15 protein-coding genes are annotated in these 17,002 nt (G+C 68.4%); 12 read left to right on the top strand and 3 right to left on the bottom strand.

Going from position 1 to position 17,002, the window contains the following annotated elements:
- From AC1DZQ_RS21895 to AC1DZQ_RS21850, 10 genes are all read left to right on the top strand, one after another.
- A partial coding sequence (locus AC1DZQ_RS21895; RefSeq protein ID WP_476965473.1) for an oligopeptide/dipeptide ABC transporter ATP-binding protein occupies window positions 1–406 on the top strand: 406 nt, incomplete at its 5' end.
- A gap of 38 nt (window positions 407–444) precedes the next feature.
- Window positions 445–3,114, top strand: coding sequence for an alpha-L-rhamnosidase (locus AC1DZQ_RS21890; protein ID WP_476965472.1), 2,670 nt, complete (start codon window positions 445–447; stop codon window positions 3,112–3,114).
- Window positions 3,111–4,097, top strand: coding sequence for an alpha/beta hydrolase fold domain-containing protein (locus tag AC1DZQ_RS21885; protein WP_476965471.1), 987 nt, complete (start codon window positions 3,111–3,113; stop codon window positions 4,095–4,097). The genes AC1DZQ_RS21890 and AC1DZQ_RS21885 overlap by 4 nt, the downstream gene beginning before the upstream one ends.
- 34 nt (window positions 4,098–4,131) lie before the next feature.
- Complete coding sequence (locus AC1DZQ_RS21880) at window positions 4,132–4,491, top strand: VOC family protein (protein WP_476965470.1); 360 nt, start codon at window positions 4,132–4,134, stop codon at window positions 4,489–4,491.
- A gap of 216 nt (window positions 4,492–4,707) precedes the next feature.
- Window positions 4,708–7,374 carry a glycoside hydrolase family 78 protein gene (locus AC1DZQ_RS21875; RefSeq protein ID WP_476965469.1) on the top strand — a complete coding sequence of 889 codons (2,667 nt, stop codon included), beginning with the start codon at window positions 4,708–4,710 and terminating at the stop codon, window positions 7,372–7,374.
- Window positions 7,371–8,384, top strand: coding sequence for an alpha/beta hydrolase fold domain-containing protein (locus AC1DZQ_RS21870; RefSeq protein ID WP_476965468.1), 1,014 nt, complete (start codon window positions 7,371–7,373; stop codon window positions 8,382–8,384). Before AC1DZQ_RS21875 ends, AC1DZQ_RS21870 begins: the two co-directional genes overlap by 4 nt.
- A gap of 133 nt (window positions 8,385–8,517) precedes the next feature.
- A complete protein-coding gene (locus AC1DZQ_RS21865; RefSeq protein ID WP_476965467.1) occupies window positions 8,518–9,390 on the top strand; it encodes an alpha/beta hydrolase fold domain-containing protein in 873 nt (290 codons plus the stop codon).
- Between the two features lie 125 nt (window positions 9,391–9,515).
- Complete coding sequence (locus AC1DZQ_RS21860; protein WP_476965466.1) at window positions 9,516–10,388, top strand: fumarylacetoacetate hydrolase family protein; 873 nt, start codon at window positions 9,516–9,518, stop codon at window positions 10,386–10,388.
- Complete coding sequence (locus tag AC1DZQ_RS21855) at window positions 10,388–12,202, top strand: FAD-dependent monooxygenase (RefSeq protein ID WP_476965465.1); 1,815 nt, start codon at window positions 10,388–10,390, stop codon at window positions 12,200–12,202. The genes AC1DZQ_RS21860 and AC1DZQ_RS21855 overlap by 1 nt, the downstream gene beginning before the upstream one ends.
- Complete coding sequence (locus AC1DZQ_RS21850) at window positions 12,180–13,469, top strand: DUF3500 domain-containing protein (RefSeq protein ID WP_476965464.1); 1,290 nt, start codon at window positions 12,180–12,182, stop codon at window positions 13,467–13,469. The genes AC1DZQ_RS21855 and AC1DZQ_RS21850 overlap by 23 nt, the downstream gene beginning before the upstream one ends.
- A 73-nt stretch (window positions 13,470–13,542) precedes the next feature.
- Here AC1DZQ_RS21850 and AC1DZQ_RS21845 read toward each other — a convergent pair whose 3' ends face one another.
- Window positions 13,543–14,610, bottom strand: coding sequence for a quercetin 2,3-dioxygenase (locus AC1DZQ_RS21845; RefSeq protein ID WP_476965463.1), 1,068 nt, complete (start codon window positions 14,608–14,610; stop codon window positions 13,543–13,545).
- A gap of 318 nt (window positions 14,611–14,928) precedes the next feature.
- Between AC1DZQ_RS21845 and AC1DZQ_RS21840 the strand changes: the two genes are divergently transcribed.
- Both AC1DZQ_RS21840 and AC1DZQ_RS21835 read left to right on the top strand, forming a co-directional pair.
- A complete protein-coding gene (locus tag AC1DZQ_RS21840; protein WP_476965462.1) occupies window positions 14,929–15,084 on the top strand; it encodes a hypothetical protein in 156 nt (51 codons plus the stop codon).
- Window positions 15,085–15,347: 263 nt separating this feature from the next.
- Window positions 15,348–15,680, top strand: coding sequence for a YegP family protein (locus AC1DZQ_RS21835; RefSeq protein ID WP_476965461.1), 333 nt, complete (start codon window positions 15,348–15,350; stop codon window positions 15,678–15,680).
- 66 nt (window positions 15,681–15,746) lie between these two features.
- On the opposite strand, the gene AC1DZQ_RS21830 is transcribed toward AC1DZQ_RS21835, so the two are convergent.
- Window positions 15,747–16,013, bottom strand: a complete 267-nt coding sequence (locus AC1DZQ_RS21830; protein ID WP_476965460.1) for a hypothetical protein — start codon at window positions 16,011–16,013, stop codon at window positions 15,747–15,749.
- Window positions 16,014–16,200: 187 nt separating this feature from the next.
- The gene (locus AC1DZQ_RS21825) at window positions 16,201–16,869 is read right to left on the bottom strand and encodes a hypothetical protein (protein WP_476965459.1); all 669 of its coding nucleotides are present in this window, start codon (window positions 16,867–16,869) and stop codon (window positions 16,201–16,203) included.
- Window positions 16,870–17,002: the final 133 nt, after the last annotated feature.

The following is a 17,002-nucleotide window of genomic DNA, read 5'->3' as shown; positions in this document are numbered from 1 at the left end:
GGCCCAGGTGCTTAACCTCCTGGCCGACCTCCGCGACGAGCTCGGCCTCAGCTACCTGTTTATCGCCCACGACATCTCGGTGGTCCAGTTCCTGGCGCAGCGCGTCGTGGTTCTCTACCGCGGCCAGGTGATGGAAAGCGGGCCCGCGGCAGCCGTCACGGAGTCCCCCCAGCACCCGTTCACCCAGGCCCTCGTGGCTGCCTCGCCCGTACCGAGGCCGGCCGAACAGGCCGAGCGGAGGAAGCTGCGCGAATCCCTGGGCGTCCGGACGGCCGCTGCGGTGGCGTCGTCGCCGGGGGGCTGTCCCTTCAGCCAGCGGTGCCCGCTCGCCACGGAACTCTGCGCCTCCCAGCGTCCGGCCCTCCGCCGGGTGGGCGCCGCCGACGTCGCCTGCCACTACGCCTGACCCCCGCGCGCAGCCCAACTTCAGGGAGCTTCCCCCGCATGAACCCCCCCACGCACCTTCGGACTGATCACGTCAGCGAAGCCTTCGGGATCACCAATACCCTGCCCAAATTCAGTTGGACCCCGCCGCGCGGGACCGTCCGGCAGTCCGCGTACCAGCTCACGGCCAGCAACGGCTGGGACACCGGGCGGGTGGACTCCGGAGCGCACCTCTTCGTCCCCTACACCGGCCCGTCCCTGGGTTCGAGGGACCGCTTCGACTGGAAGGTGCGGACCTGGAACACCGGCGCTGACGGGATCGAGACCGAGTCTGGATGGTCCGAGTCCATGTCCGTGGAACTTGGACTCCTGCACCCCGCCGATTGGAGTGCCCGGTGGATCGGTCCCGGCGAGCCGGCGGTCCCGGCGCCAGGCGAGCGCCCCGGCTATGCGCTGCACCGGGACTTTACCCTGGAATCCGCGCCGGAATCCGCGCGGGCGTATGCAACCGCCCACGGGATCTATGAGCTCTTCATCAACGGGCGGAGGGTGGGGGACCAACAGCTCACCCCCGGTTCCACGAGCTACCACAGCAGCCTTCAGGTCCAGACGTACGACGTCGCGGACCTGCTGCGCGCCGGATCCAACAGCGTGCGGTCGGTCCTCACGGACGGCTGGTTCCGGGGGTCCTTCGGGTTCACCCGCGACGCCGACATGTACGGCACGCAGACAGCCTTCCTGGCGCAGCTGGAGATTGAGTCCGGGGGAGCCCGGACGGTCATCGGCACGGACGAGTCGTGGCTGGTTTCCGCGACGGAAATTGTCAGCGCAGACCTCATGGCGGGGCAACGCGTGGACTTCCATGCTGTTCGGGCAGCGGCACGGCCTGCGGTTCTTCGGCAGGGCAGTTTCGCCACACTCACCGGCCCGGTGGCGCCGCCCACCCGGATCGTGGAGGAACTAACCCCGGCCTCCATCGCCCGCCTCAAGAACGGCAACCAGATCGTGGACCTGGGCCAGAACATCAACGGCTGGGTCCGCCTCAGCCGGCTGGGTGCCGCCGGCACCGGGGTGGCCCTGGTGTACGGCGAATCCCTGGACGCTGACGGGGAGGTCACACAGGACCACCTCCGCCCCATCGATTTCAAGAACCCGGGCAAGTTCCTGGGTGCCGGGCAGGTGGACTCGGTGATCTCCGCCGGTGCCCCCGGGGAAGTCTTCGAACCGCGCCACACGACCCACGGCTTCCAATACGTCTCCGTATGCGGCCTGGCCGAAGACTTGACGCCGGCGGACATCACGGGCTGCATGGTCCAGACCGACCTGGAACGCATCGGCACGTTCAGCTGCAGCGATGACCGGCTCAACAGGCTCCACGAAATTGTGGAATGGAGCTTCCGCGGCAACGCCTGCGAGGTCCCCACCGACTGCCCGCAGCGCGAAAAGGCGGGCTGGACGGGCGACTGGCAGCTGTTTGTGCCCACAGCGGCCTACCTCTTCGACGTGGCGGGGTTCTCCCGGAAGTGGCTCAACGATGTCAGGGCGGACCAGTGGGACAACGGGGTCATCGTCAACATTTCCCCTTCGCCCGGGCCGGAGGTCACCGGTGCCGAATTCATGGCCTTCACGAACGGGTCCTCAGGGTGGGGAGATGCGATCGTTTTGGTGCCCTGGGAAATCCATCTCGCCACCGGGGACACCGGCATTCTCGAAGATAACTGGGAAGCGATGAACCGGTGGCTCGACTTCATCCGCACCACAGCAGAGGGTAAACGGTACCCGGCCAGGGTGGCCGGGAAGGCCACGCCAGCCCCGCATGAGCAGTACCTCTGGGACACCGGGTTCCATTTCGGGGAGTGGATGGAACCCGGCGGCCCGGCGCCGGACCTTTTCGCCTCCAAGTCCATGGATAACGGCATCGTGGCCACCGCATACTTCCGACACACGGCCGCCATCATGGCCAAGGCCGCCGCGGCCCTGGGCCGGAGGGACGAGGCGCGGAAACTGAGCGAACTGTCCGCGAACGTCCGGCGTGCCTGGCAGCAGGAGTATTTGCGGGCTGACGGGACAGTCGACGGCGGCACGCAGGCCAATTGTGTTCGGGCGCTTGCCTTCGACCTTGTGCCGGATGCTGCCCGCGCCGCCGTTACGGGCCAGCTCGTCAACCTCGTTAGGGAAGCGGGCACCCACCTGGGGACGGGATTCCTGGCCACCCCCTACCTGCTGCCCGCGCTTGCCGACAACGGACAAGTGGACCTGGCCTACGAGCTGCTGATGCAGGACACCGCACCGTCCTGGCTGCTGATGGTGGACCGCGGCGCGACCACCATCTGGGAAGACTGGAACGGCATCGGCCCCGACGGCAGCCCCAGAGGCTCCCTGAACCACTACAGCAAGGGGTCCGTAATCTCGTTCCTGCATCGCTACACAGCAGGGCTTCGGCAGGCCCCCGGCAGCGCCGGGTACGAACGAATCATCATCGAGCCCCGCCCCGGCGCCGGGATCACGTCGGCGGCCACATCGCACCGCGGTCCGCAGGGGCTCATCGACGTCAGTTGGACCATTCACGACGGCGGGATCACCCTTTCTGCCACCATCCCGCCCGGCACCACCGCGGAAGTCCGCTTTACCGGCCGGCCGGCCGCCGTCGTCGGGCCCGGCACCCATACCCTCACCGCCCCCTCCGGCGGCAATGACCACCAGCCCCAACTTGCAAGGAGTGCATCATGACCCCCGAAGCCGCCGCAGCCACGGAAGCCGCCCGCGTCGAAACAGGACAGGCGGCACCGGCCGGACTGCCTGCCCCGGCCTTCCCGGCGTTCCTGCCCCCGGGCGCGGCCGAAGTTGTATCGGAAGTCTCTGCCGTGCACCGCGAAGTCAGCTACGCAATCGCCGTCGGCTTCCGCCGCCTGGCCATGGACATCTGGCTGCCACGCACGGCGGCAGGGCCCGTTCCGGTGGTGGTGTGGATTCACGGTGGCGCCTTCCAGCTGGGGGACCGCCGTGAACTGCCGCCCACCTTCGCCCCGGAGTCGGTGTTCCGGCTGCTGAATGAGGCCGGCATCGCGTGCGCCACCGTGGATTACCGCCATGCCCTTGAAGCGCCGTTCCCGGCCCAGCTGCACGACCTGAAGGCCGCCGTCCGGTACCTCCGGGAACACGCTGACACGCTGGGCATCGACGCCGGACGGATCGGCGCTTGGGGCGAATCCGCCGGCGGCCACCTCGCCGCGCTGCTGGGACTGACCGGCCACCGCGACGACCTGGAGGGTGGCCTCGGAGTCCAAGGCCACTCCAGCGCCGTGAGCGCCGTCGTCGACTTCTACGGGGTGTCCTCGCTGCCGGACATGCCGGCCATGAACATTCCCCCGGGCATGATGAACGGGCCGTTGAGCGCGGCGGTTCCGGACGGCATGACCCTCGAGCCCGGCCCCATGCTGGTGGGCGGCACCGCCGACGCCGCCCTGCTGGCCGCCGCCAGCCCGCTGGGCTACGTGACCGCGGAGGCGCCGCCGTTCCTGCTGATCCACGGTGACAGCGACGGCCTGGTCCCGCTGTCCCAAAGCGAACTGCTCGCCGCCACCCTCGCTGATGCGAACGTCCGCCACGAACTCATCACCATCCGGGGCGGTGACCACTGCTTCTTCGGCGCGGAGGACCAGATGGACCGGATCCTCGGCACGGCGGTGGATTATTTCGCCCGTGGGCTTTAGAGACGCGCTCAATTTCGGGCGGTAGCATTCCGGTATGGCTATCGCACGCTTCCCAGGTCTCGTCATTGACTGCCCTGACGCCCCGGCCCTCGCGGGCTTTTATGGTGCCCTGCTCGGCTGGCAGGTGAAGGTCGACGGTGACTGGGCCGAGATCCGTCCTGAGGACGGCAGCGACTGCATTTCGTTCCAGCAGGTGGAGGGCTACCGGGCGCCGGAATGGCCGGCCCAGGAAGTGCCACAGCAAATGCACCTGGACCTGATGGTGCAGGACCTGGATGAAGGCGAGAAGGTCGCTGTCGAGCTGGGTGCCACCAAGGCGGAGACGCAGCCGGGTACCACCTTCCGGGTTTTCCTCGACCCGGCCAGCCATCCATTCTGCCTCTGCGTGGACTAAGAGGTTCGCCGTTCCAGGAAGGTGTCGGCAGCCGCCGGGCAAAACCCAGCCACCCGATCGACGCACACAGTTTCCAGCCAATGAAACTTCGCTAGCGGGCGCATTGCCGTTCCCGGGACGCTGGGGAAAGCCCTAAAGCTCTCTCCTTCTTGACGAATCGAGCCGACGTTGACTCCAAATACCCTTCGTTTCCCGTTCCAGGACTCCGCTCTCCCGATGACCACCATTCCCTCCGCCGTCCGCTTCGAACACCACGAGGAACCCTTTGGCATCGGGGAAGACCGGCCCCGGCTCTCCTGGCAGGTCACGACCGACCAGACCGGCTGGGTCCAGGCCGCCTACGAACTCCAGCTCGGCCCCGACGAGGCGAATCTGGCCAGCTATGGCCGCACCGACTCCGCGGAACAGCTCCTCCAGCCGTGGCCGGCGCCGCCTCTGACCAGCCGGCAGCGCGTCGCCGTCCGGGTCCGCGTCTGGGGCCAGGACGACGCCGTGCCGTCCGAGTGGAGCCCCGTCACCTATGTTGAAGCAGGCCTCCTGGCCGCAGCCGACTGGCAGGCCGCGATGATCCGGCCGGCCTGGTACGAGAGCAGCGAGTCAATCGAACCGGCTGCACGGCTGAGCCGGACCTTCGAGGTCACCGGCCCGGTCACCTCCGCCCGGCTCTACGCCAGCGCCCACGGCGTCTATGTTGCGTCCATCAACGGCCGGCGGGTGGGGCGGGACATCCTCGCACCCGGTTGGACCAGCTACCACCACCGGCTCCGCTACCAGAGCCACGACGTCACTGATTACCTGCAGCCCGGCACCAACGTCATCGGCCTTGAAGTCGCGGACGGTTGGTGGCGCGGCAACTTGGGGTTCCAGGGGAAGCGCAACACGTACGGGGACCGCACCGCGGCGATCGCCCAGCTGGAATTCTACGACGACGGCGGGAAAGTCACCGTCGTCGGGACCGACGGTTCCTGGCTGGCAGGCCGGGGCCCCGTCGTGGCGGCCGACCTGTACGTCGGCGAAGCCTACGACGCCCGGCGGGACAACGACGGCTGGGCAGGCACCGGGGACCTAGGCGGCAACGAGCTGGCTCCCGCCGTCGCCGTCCAGGACTTCGACCCCGCAGTCCTCGTGGCGCCGGACGGTCCGCCCGTCCGCGCCATCGAGGAACTGACCGTTCGCGCTGTCCTGGGCTCACCGTCCGGGAAAACCCTCCTGGACTTCGGCCAGAACCTGGTGGGCCACGTCCGGTTCAGGGTGAACGGGGAAGCCGGCAGCGAAGTGGTCCTGCGGCACGCCGAGGTCCTGGAACACGGCGAGCTGGGGGTCAGGCCCCTGCGCGAGGCCAAGCAGACGGACCGCTACATCCTGCGCGGCGGAGGGGAAGAGCAATGGGAGCCGGAGTTCACCATTCACGGATTCCGCTACGTGGAGGTGAGCGGCTGGCCCGGTGCAGTGGATCCGGACGCGTTCACCGCCGTCGTGATCCACTCGGACCTGCAACGCACCGGCACCTTCGGATGCTCCGACCCGATGCTGAACCAGCTGCACGCCAACGTCGTGTGGGGGATGCGCGGGAACTTTGTCGACGTTCCCACGGACTGCCCGCAGCGCAACGAGCGCCTTGGCTGGACCGGCGACTTCCAGATCTTTGCCGCCACCGCGTCCTTCCTGTACCGGATCCCCGGCTTCACTGCGTCCTGGCTCAAGGACCTTGCCGTGGAGCAGGGGGCCGACGGGCCGCCGCCGCTGGTGGTCCCGGAAGTGGTCGCGGAAAAGCCGCCGTTCCCGGACCGCCCCGTCATGGCCGCCTGGGGCGACGCCGCCGTACTGGTTCCCTGGGTGCTTTACCAACGCACGGGCGACCTCGAGTTCCTCCGCCGGCAGCTGCCGGGAATGATCGCCTGGCTGGACGCCGCGGCCCAGGCCGCTGGCCCGGGGCTGCGTTTTGAGCACGGCTTCCAGTTCGGCGACTGGCTGGACCCTGCCGCGCCGCCGGACTCGCCCGGCGACGCGCGCACCCCCTGGCAGCTCGTGGCGCAGGCCTACCTGGCGTACTCGGCGTCGGTAGCGGGCGAAGCTGCCGGACTGCTGGGCCAGGACACGGAATCGGAGCGGCTTCACGAGCTGTCCGTACGGTCCCGGGAGGTGTTCCGGGAGCGCTACCTCGACGGCGACGGCCGGCTCCAGCCATCCACGCAGACGGCCTACGCGGTGGCCCTGCGCTTCGGACTCCTCGAACCGGAGGAACACCCTGCCGCGGCCGCCCGGCTGGCGGATACCGTGGAAGCAGACGGCTACCGCATCGCCACCGGGTTCGTGGGAACCCCGCTGGTCTGCGACGCGCTCAGCGATGAAGGCCACGCGACCGACGCCTACCGCCTGCTCCTCCAGACCGAGTGCCCGTCCTGGCTGTACCCCGTGACCATGGGCGCCACCACCATCTGGGAGCGCTGGGACTCCATGCTTCCGGACGGCAGCATCAACGAGGGCGAAATGACGTCCTTCAACCACTACGCCCTGGGGGCGGTGGCTGACTGGATGCACCGCAGCGTGGCCGGCCTGGCACCGGCTGAACCGGGGTACCGGAAACTCACCATCCGGCCGAAGCCCGGCGGGGGACTGGCGTGGGCCGCTGCCCGGCACGAGACCCCGTACGGCGAGGCGGCGGTGCGCTGGGAGCTGGCAGGCCAGGAGTTCTCGCTAGCGGTGACGGTCCCGGCCGGCTGCAGGGCCGCGGTGTATCTGCCCGACGGCGGGAGCACCGGCGTCGAGATCGGGTCCGGGACGCATTCGTTCAGCTGCACAGTTCCATCAGAAGCAGTTCCATCAGACACAGTTCCTTCAGCCGCGGCCGTTGGCACCCGCGAGCCGGTGTTTCAGCCATGAGCCCGGATGTGGAGCTGAGCGGACTCATGCACCACGTGGCTGAAGCCGGCTTCTTCGCCGATCTCCTCGCCGATCCTGCCGGGATGCAGCGGCTGGAGGCGTTCAGCGGCGCGGATCTGCCCTACGCGGCCCCTGCCGTACCGATCCACTCGGTGGAGGCGCCGGGGCCCAATGGGCCCGTGCCCATCCGGATCTACGGCCCCGGCAGGCAGGTGTTGGACGGGGGCCCCGGTTCCGGGGCGGGGTTCACGTCCGGGGCCGGGCTGCCGGGCCTGGTGTGGCTGCATGGCGGGGGCTTCGCCGGAGGCACGCTGGACATGCGGGAGGCCGACCAGGTCGCCCGTGAACTGGCTGACCGGACCGGCGGCCTGGTGTTCTCCGTCGACTACCGACTGGCCCGCGACGGCGTCCACTTCCCGGTTCCGCACGAAGACGCGCTCGCGGCCTGGATTTGGGCGGCCGCCCACGCCGAGGACCTGGGCGTGGCGCCCGGAGGACTGAGCCTCGGCGGTGCCAGCGCCGGAGGGAACCTCGCCGTCGGCGCCGCCATGTATCTGAAGGACGCCGGCCTGGCCCTGCCTGCCAAGCTGCTTCTGGCGTACCCATTCCTGCACGCCGTGCTTCCCTCTCTGGAGCCGGCCGCGGTGTCCGATGCCAGGGTGCTTTCCGGCCTGCCTCGGATCCTGCGCTTCACCGAGGACGACTGTCGGGCCATGGTTGAGAACTACATCGGCGGCCCCGCCGGGATGGCGTCCTCGTATGCCCTGCCCGGCCAGGCCGATCCCTCGGGGCTCCCCCCGGTGGCGGTCGTCGCCTGTGAATACGATGACCTGCGTCCTTCTGCTGAGCTCTTCCGGGACTCACTGCGCGCGGCCGGTGTCCCGGTGGCATTCCGGCTGGAAGCGGGAGCGACGCACGGGTACCTCAACCACTCCGCGGCGCTGGGTATCGTGCAGCAGGGGCTGGCATTCCTTGCGGCGGAACTGGCCTCGGCAAAGCCCTTTCAATGATTGAAATCCGCGGTTTGCGCCGACCCGGTGATCCGACAGTCTTAGGGGGAGACGCCGGGGCATCAGGGAACCGGCGCACCAAGGGAACCGGCGCACCAACGGAACCGGCGCAGGAAAATGGATGGAGTCGACGATGACGGAAGGTCGCGCGCTGAGCGGCATCGAATTCGCCCGCGTGGGCGACGGTGCCCGCCCGCTGCTGCTGGACCTCTACCTTCCCGGTGCTGAGGGCGGGGCGGCTCCCGGCCCCGCGGTGGTCCATTTCCACGGGGGCGGCTGGCGCATGGGGGAGCGGTCCTCCCTGGGCCCGGTCCTGGACGGATTCGGCTTCAACCCTTTCGAAAAGCTCACTGAGGCCGGATTTGTAGTGGCATCGGCCGACTACCGGCTCAGCCAGGAGGCGCACTTCCCGGCCCAGCTGCACGACGCGAAGGCCGCCGTCCGCTGGCTGCGGAACCATGCCGCCGACTACAACGTGGACCCGGACCGGATCTACGCGTGGGGCGACTCCGCGGGCGGCCATCTCGCCAGCCTCGTGGGTCTCACTGCCAATGCCGACGGCGTCGATGCTGACGATGCGGTCGCAGCGGTGGCCGCCTGGTACCCGCCCACGGACCTGGCCAGGATGGCCGAACAGAGCCTGCCCGCCGCCGGCGCCCGTGCCGACGATCCCGGATCCCGCGAGGAACTCCTGGTCGGTGCGGTGCTGGCCGACGAGCCGGCGAAGGCGGCGGCGGCCAGCCCCATCAGCTACGCCAGCCGTTCGGCGCCGCCGTTCTTCCTGGCCCACGGAACCGCCGACCGCTTCGTTCCGCCCGCCCAGTCAGCGTCGCTGGCTGCCGCGCTGGAAGGTGCCGGCGCCGCCGTCGAGCTTCTTCTGATTGAGGACGCGGACCACATGTGGATCCTCCCGGACCACAGCCAGGCCGCGGCCGAAAAGGCGATGGGGGCAACTGTCTCCTTCTTCCTCCGGCAATCCCGGTCCCCGGACACCAAGGCCACCTGACCGGCCACGCCACAACAGCACTCCAATCATCGACCCGCCTGCACAGACACGTCGCCAAAGGGTCTCTCATTGCCGTGCCCACCTACCAACCCCCGCCCCCGGGCGGCACCAGAAAGGCCCACCACATGCAGTACATAGGCATCAACCACGACGGCGGCGCATGGGCGGCTGCCCTCCTCGGCTCAAGGGTGGTTCCGCTGGCCCCGGTTCCGGACTTCTGGGCCGATGCCGCAGGCTGGCAGGAGAAAGCGCTCTCCCTGTCAGCCGACGCGCTGCCGGATGGCGCTGGTGACGGCTTGGACCGCGCTGACGTCACCGAGGTCCCGCTGGTGCCGGCCTCGGCCCGGGTGATCTGCGTCGGCCTGAACTACAAGGCCCACGCCGCGGAAGGCAGCTACAAGGACCAGGAACTGCCTCCCTACCCCACACTGTTCGGGCGCTGGACGGCCTCCCTGTCGGTTGGAAACGTGCCGGTCCCCGTACCCCCTGGCGAAGACGGCCTGGACTGGGAAGGTGAGGTGGCCGCCTACATCGGCCAGCGCGTGGAAGCCGCCGACGAGGCCACGGCCGCCGACTCGGTCTTCGGCTACTCCACGTTCAACGACCTCACCGCCCGCCGGGCCCAAAAACTCACTTCCCAGTGGACACTGGGCAAGAACGGCGACTTCAGCGGGCCGATGGGCCCGCTGGTCAGCCGTGACGACGTGGGGGACCTGCGCGACGGACTGCAGGTCCGGACCCGGGTGAACGGCGCCGAAGTCCAGAACGGCAATACCAGCGACATGATTTTCTCTGTACCGGCCATCATCGCGCTGATCAGCCAGACCTTCACCCTGCACCCCGGCGACGTCATCGCCACGGGAACCCCTGAAGGCGTGGGCTATGCCCGGACCCCGCAGTGGCTGCTGCAGCCCGGCGACACCGTTGAGGTGGAAATCGACCGGCTGGGCACCCTCACCACCCCCATCGGCACACCGGACCTCAGGGCGAGGGCCTGATGACCGCCATCGAGAACGCCTCACTGGACGACCTTCCGCAGGACGTCCAGGTGCTGATTGCCGGCGGCGGGCCCAGCGGGCTGTTCCTGTCCCTGGACCTCGCCCGGCGCGGCATTCGCAGCGTCGTCATCGAACCCCGGACGTCCATCGATCCGCACAGGCCGCGGGCGAAGACCACCAACGCGCGCACCATGACGCACCTGCGCCGGCTGGGCCTCGCGGACACCCTGCGGAACGCGGCGCCCCTGCCCGTTTCCTACGCCCAGGACGTCATCTTCTGCTCGGGGCTGACAGGAGACGCCGGCGGGGAGATCACCCGGTTCCGCCAGGCATTCCAACTGGTTCCCGGCCGCTACGAACAACAGCCCGAGTGCGGGCAGCAGGTTCCGCAGCCCGTCGTGGAAAACGTCCTGCGGGACGCCGTGGCAGGATCGCCGCTGGCCACCCTGCTGACCGGGCTGAGCGTTGGCGACGTTGACTACGGCGCCCGTGGTTCCAGCCGGGAAACCTCCGGTCCGCACGGCCCGCGCGCCCGGGTGGAGGTCTCCGACACGACCGGACGCCGCCGCGCGGTTGAGTGCCGCTTCCTGGCCGGTGCCGACGGCGGATCCTCCGCCGTCCGGCGCAGCCTTGGTATCCGATTGGACGGCGGCTCCGCGGAACTGTCCAACGTCAGCGTCCTGTTCCGTTCCCGGGACCTGGGCAACACCATCACCCTCGATCCCGCTGTTCAGTATTGGGTTCTGGGACCGGGCGTGGCCGGCATGGTGGGCAGGATGGATCTCGAGGGCACCTGGTGGGCCATTATCCAGGGCGTGGACGGGCGTGAGTCCTTCGACGCGACCGCCCTGGTGCGCTCACTCGTGGGCGCTGAGGTGGACCTTGAGATTGTCGCCACCGACCCCTGGACGGCGCGCATGCTGCTGGCCCCAGGCTATGGCCGCGACGGCGTATACCTTGTCGGCGACGCCGCGCACCTGAACCCGCCGTGGGGCGGCCACGGCTTCAACACCTGCATCGGCGATGCCGCCAACCTGGCATGGAAAATCGCCGCCGTGATGGAGGGCTGGGGTGGCCCGGCACTCCTCGGAAGCTACGAACTGGAGCGGCGCCCGGTGGCCGAGCGGACCATCCGGGACGCCGCCGCCAACGGCCAGGCGCTGGCGTATCACTTCGCGGACCCCGCGCTGCGCAGCGGCGGAGCCGCAGGAGAGGCCGCGCGGCTCCAGGCGAAGGAGGCGCTCGCGGTCAAGCGGAGCGAATTCGATTCGCTGGGCCTGGTTTTGGGCTACGGCTACTCTTCCTCGCCCCTGGTTGTCCCGGACGGCTCGCCTGTGCCGGCCGAGGACCCTATCCGGTACGTTCCCTCGGCCAGCCCAGGCGCGTTGCTGCCGCACGCCTGGTTGGACCGCTCGACATCGCTCTACGACATTCTTGGCCCCGGCTTCACGCTGCTGGTGGACGCCGGGAGCCTTGCCGGCGTGCCCGGGCAGGAGGCCTATGAGCCTGTGCTGGCTGCCGCGGCCCGGCAAGGCATTCCGGTGACTGTCTGCGCCGTCGGGCCATCCGACGACGGAACGCCGATGGCCGACCTGTGGCATAGCGACGCTGTCCTGGTCCGGCCGGATCAGCACGTGGCCTGGCGGGGAACGGCCCCTGACGCCGCAGCGGCGGCAATCGGAATAGCCGCGGGCTGGCCGTTCGAAAGCGCGTCCGCGGATTCCACACAGCAGGTTTCCGACCACCCAGTTTCCGAAAACCCAGTTTCTGAAAAAATAGACAGGAGCTCCCGTGTCGAAGCAATCGTTCCGTGACTTCCTCTACCTGCCGGACCATCCCCGGGTGTCGGCGATCCGGGGACTGGACGCCAGGTCCTATGCCGAAGCCGCTAAGACGGACTCCTTCGCCGGGTCCATGATCGAGGGCTGGAAGGCGCTGTACCCGCAACCGTTCGTGGGCGTCACCAGCGACGGCGCGGTGATCCCCGGCCTGTACCGGCTGGTCCCGGCAGAGCCCGGCGAGGAAGCTCCTTCGGCCGCCATGGTGGCGGCTGCAGCTACGCTGCTCTGCGCCGTCAACCCCGCCCAGGCTGAACAGCTCGTGTACACGGTGGACGCGCAGGAATGGCAGAGCTGGGCGAACCCGGAGTTCATGCAGCACGACACCGGGCTCCGGCTGGACGAGGTGGACGGCCCAGTCCGCGATGCCGCTCTGTCACTGGTGGAGGCCAGCCTCAGCCCGTCCGGTTTCGAGCTGGTCCGGAACCTGATGCGGATCAACGGGTTCCTGGGCGACCTGGTGGAGCTCCCGGAGCTGATGAACGAATTCAGCTACAACTTCGCCCTGTTTGGTTCCCCGTCCCTGACCGAACCTTGGGGCTGGCAGATTTTCGGCCACCACGTGGCGCTCAACGTCCTCGTGGCGGGAAGCCAGCTGGTGGTCTCGCCGGTGTTCCTCGGGGCTGAGCCGGATGTCATCGACGCCGGCCCGCACCGCGGCGTGAAAGTGTTCAAGGAGCGGATCGCCTGGGCACGCGAGCTGATGGCATCCCTCCCGGAACAGCTGCAGCGTGAGGCCACGGTGTTCGAGGACATGCAGGACCCCGCCATGCCTGAAGGCCGGATGCACCCGGGCGATGAGCGGCATCTGGCTGGGTGCTTCCAGGATAACCGGGTGATCCCGTACGAGGGCATCCGGGTGGCGGCCATGCCGGCCGGGTCACGCGCCATACTTGACCGGCTGGTGGATGACTTCATCGCCCACCTGCCGGACGGGCCGAGGGCAGCGCGCCGCCGGGAAATCCAGGAGCAATACGGCAATACCTGGTTCTGCTGGATCGGGGGCTGGGCCCCTGAGGATGCCTTCTACTTTCGGATCCAGAGTCCCGTCGTCGTCATGGAACTGGATCACCACACCGGCGTCTTCCTGAGCAACGACACCCCCGCACCGTTCCACATGCACACGGTGATGCGCACGCCCAACGGCAACGACTACGGCCGCGCCCTGGTCCGACAACATCAGGAGGCCGGCCGCTATCAGGAGGCGGGCCAGCACGGAACTGAATCCGCAGGCACCGAATAGACAGCTAGGGTCCGGAACTCCGAGGAGTTCCGGACCCTAGCTGTTTACTGAGCCGAGTTCCTGAGCGGGCGCTTTAGATGTCCAGGGCCGCGCGGCGCTGCGGCGGGGGACCCACCACGGTCAGGTCCATCTCGGCCTGGGCCCGGCCGAAGCCCTCCACGTCCATGTAGGGCTCGCCGCCCTCGGTGTACATGTAGTCCTCCGTGGGCTTGTTGAAGTACTCGAAGAAGCCGTTGAAGACCGACGGCGTCAGGAACCCGACCATCTGGGTGTTGTGGGAATCGAAGGCAAAGGAATGGATGGTTCCGGCCGGGGCGTGGAGGAAGTCACCCTTGGTGAGCAGCATTTCGCGGCCGTTGGCGTAGATCCACATCCGGCCCTCGGTGCAGAGGAAGTTTTCCGTGTGCTGTTCGTGGAAATGCAGCGGAATGTAGGGAGACTTGGCGCCCTTGGTGTGGACGGCGAAGTAGTTCGATCCCGTGTTCGCCGGCCGGGACAAGTACGTGAACATGGTCTGGTAGCTGACCATCCGTTCGCCCTCCCCGGCACTGAGGAAGTACGGGCTCTGGGCGGCCGGCAGTCCGGCGTCCTGCCGGAAGGACGGTGCCACCCGTTCGACGTCGGGGAACGTCATGCCGAATTCGGCGCCCACCTCCGCGCACTGCTGCAGGCTGGGCTTCCGGCCCGGCGTGACAGGAGGGACGTGCGAATCGATGGGCGTGCCGACGCGTTCGTAGTAGGCCTCGGCGCCGCCGGGGGTCATCCAGTTCAGGAACCGGCTGTAGTGGCTTGCCATCCGATACGCGTGCGGGGTTCCCGGCGGGATCACCACGGAATCACCGGGAGTCAGGATGCGGCTTTCGCCCGGCAGCCAGACGTGCAGGATGCCGTCGAAGACGTACAGGGTCTTGTGTTCCACCGCGTGGCTCACAAACGGCGATTCGGCCCCCATGCCGCCGGAGATGTAGGCGGCGCTGAAAATCCCGCCGGTGTCCGCCGCCCGGGCGATGACCGTGACCAGCTGGCCGTTGATCTCGTAGCGGGCGCCTTCGCCCGACGCCATGTAGTACGGGACGGCGTCGCCCGGTAGCGCATTCGCCACCGGGAGCTGTTTGTTCATTTCCTCAACGCTGAGGGACATCGCATCCTTCTTTCCTGTCTGGGACCGCGGGCTGTCCCCAAGACTGCCCCTGATTCTCCGCCGCGGCGACCTCCATTTCCAATGGATGAAACACTTCTGCCCATTCGTTCCGGGCTGTTGGGCGCCAGAAGGCTGTATGGGCGGGCTTGCGGGCGATAACAGATGGGCGGCTGCGGCGTTCGCCGATACGGTCCAAAGTCCCTGTTTTAGGCTCAGTCCTCCCGGCTAGTCTGGCGTGAGGCGCATGGCGGTCCGTAATGCGAGCCGGTGCGCCTCCAGCCAAGAACAATGGGGGGTACATTGTCCAACGATTCAGCCATGTCCTGGCTTCCCGGCGATGCAGGCCGCATCGCGGCGGCGGAGCCCTCCGAACGGAGCGACGCCGTCACTCCGTTCGGGAACCGGGTCATCCCGCCGCCGTCCCCGGGCGCCAGCCGCGCTGACTACTGCCGCGACCATTGGCCGCCCCTGTAGGGGCACCGCGGAGGCGGCGTTGCTCCTGCCCGCGGCGGACCCGACGGCGGCTGCGCGCGCACAGCTGTTGGGTTCTATTTACCTAGGATTTACTTGGCTGGCCTTGTGGGCGTTTCAGGGCCGCAGCGAGACTAATAAGACGGACTGACACCATCTGTTCAGCCGCGAGGACAAACCAAACCAGTGGGCAGCAGCGACGCTTTCCCCTTCACTCCGTGGCAATGATGCCGGGAAGGGGAGCCCGCGAAATCGGGAGGATCGTCATGGCCGGCACATTTGAACTCTTCGTAGATGCCGATGCCTGCTTCAGGTTTCGGCTCAGGGCACCGGATGGGGCCGTACTGGCCGTGTCAAAGGGCTTTGCCGACAAGCCTGCAGCGGTTGCAGGCATCACCGCGGTGCGCGAGTACGCCGGCATGGGGCTGATCAGTGACCTCTGCCCGGAGCCGCCGGCAAGTCCGGCGGCACCGCGGCCAAGGACCGCCGCCACACCGGTGCCCGGCGTCGACCGGCGGGTGCACGACAACGACCTCCGCATCCGCGCCCGGGCCCTCCGGCGCCCGGCGCACGGGCCAGGCGCGCTCGGCGTCGGCTGATCCGGCAGGTGGCGCGGCGCCCCGGCCGACCGCCTCAAGCCGACGTTTGGTGGCCAGGGGCCGCCGCTACGGCTCCATTCCGGCGTGCACCGGAACGAACTCGATCTTGTTCGCGGGCTGGACCGTTTTCTTGGGGGCCCGCGAGAACCCCTTGGCGTCCAGGTGGTTCTGGGCCCGGTACTGCGCCAGGGCCTCGTCATAGATGCCGTTGAGCCGGTGCCCTGAGTAGACCTGCTCTGAGCCGTCCGCGAACGTGATGCTGATGAGCGACTTTTCCGGGAAGTGCCGGTTCATGCGGATGAAACCCTCGGCGTCTTGCTTGAGATTGATCATATGGTTCCCACTTTCGTGATTGAGTTGATCCAGTCTCCCGCCTTCGCCGCGCCGAAACCAACCTGTCCAACCTGTCCAACCGGTAGAACGCGGCCGGGGTCGCGGCGCCACGGGCTGACGGACGAACCCGCGGGGGAAGTCCGCCGGCCCGTAACGCCCCCGTGTGGCCCGGTGCGGAGGGCGTCGCCTACTCGGGCAGGTATGCGTCCACGGCCTGTTCCACTAAGGGGCTGTAGCGGTCCCAGGAGTCGGCCGGCGCGGCTACTACCAGGACACTGCTTCCGCGGGTTCCTGCAACGAGGCAGGCTATTTCACGGTATCTGTGGGCACCGATGCGCGTTACGTAGGTGTCTTCCACGCAGGAACCGATGCCTCCCCGGAAGTCCATTCCGGCACGGTACTGCAGCCGGTTCGCCGATGCGGCGTTCTCGCCCGTGAGATGGGCCAGCCGGAATTCGGACCAATTGGTCAGCGACTCTTCGCCCTGTTGGGGCGTGGCATTGAGATAGATTCTGAGTTCCCCGTGGGGGGCGGTGACGGTTGCGGATACGCTGCCAGGGTCGCCCGGCACGGGAGCGGCACCAGGTGGGATGGACAGCACTGCTGTTGTGTCTGGAAGCTCCAGCGGCTGCCACCCTGCCGGGGCCGGGCCGGAACGGAACCAGGCGAACGGGGTTGGGCCGGGCGGAGGAGTTGCCGTCTGGTTCCCGGTCGGACTGCCGCACGCGCTGAGGACCATTGCCGCTATCGCCGCCAACACTCCGACATACACGAGCCTCCTGCTGAGGCCCGGCGTCCGGTGGCGGTTACTTGTTGCCGTCACCGTCGTCCGGTCCTCCGTTGTTGTCGGCATCATGATCGTTTCCGGCAGGTACCCGGGCGGGCGGCGGAGCCATGGGCCTTGGCGCCGGTGGAACGACGCGCCGCGGGGCGGGCGCCGGCGGGCGCATGACGGGAGCCGGGGCGGGCGCCGGCGGTCGCATCACGGG

It is taken from the genome of Arthrobacter sp. P1_C12_2 (assembly GCF_056406415.1).
This window is presented reverse-complemented; position numbering and strand designations above follow the sequence as displayed.